Raw genomic sequence first — 578 nt, forward strand, 5'->3', positions numbered from 1 at the left:
CGGTATTCAGACTCTGTTGTTGCTTGGCTTAGCTGGTTTTCAGTACATGTCAAAATATCTGATGGTGATACAGCCATTAGAATCCTCCACTTCGCGTTAGTTCGTGGTTATTGTCGGCTACATCAAAGCGTGCAATTACTGGACTCGACATGAGATTAGTCTCTGTAATGAGCAGGCTTAGTTCCCAGTTGAGGTCAAAAATAGCTTCAGGCTCGCAGTTTACCTCAAAAGATAGGCAGATCTTATCGGACTCTGGTAGGGCGTAGATATATGAACTTACAGCATTAATATTAGGTGAGCGCTCAACTAGCTCTAAGGCAAGTAGAGAGAGTTCTAAGAAGTCGTTCTCACTAAAGTTAATTCTCTGTTTAGCCCAGGCTATATTATTCATTTTAGCCTGGAAGTGAGCTAGTTCACTCTTGTATCTAGATGCATCAGGCTGCTCAGATTCAAGCTGTTTAAGTAATCCTTCAGTTAATTCTAGATCATTGAAAAAGTGACTAGCAACCAAGATGTTTTCTAATACTTTACCTGTACAAATTTCAGTAGGTATCTTTTTTATTAGTTCATAAACAGTT

General features: G+C 39.3%; 1 protein-coding gene. It reads right to left on the reverse strand.

The features are described from left to right. Positions 1–76: 76 nt before the first annotated feature. Positions 77–578 (reverse strand): hypothetical protein (locus tag AB4496_RS29405; RefSeq protein ID WP_372133667.1); only part of this gene is annotated, 502 nt, incomplete at its 5' end.

This window comes from Vibrio sp. 10N.222.46.A1 (assembly GCF_041473595.1).
Classification (GTDB): Bacteria; Pseudomonadota; Gammaproteobacteria; order Enterobacterales; family Vibrionaceae; genus Vibrio; species Vibrio tasmaniensis_A.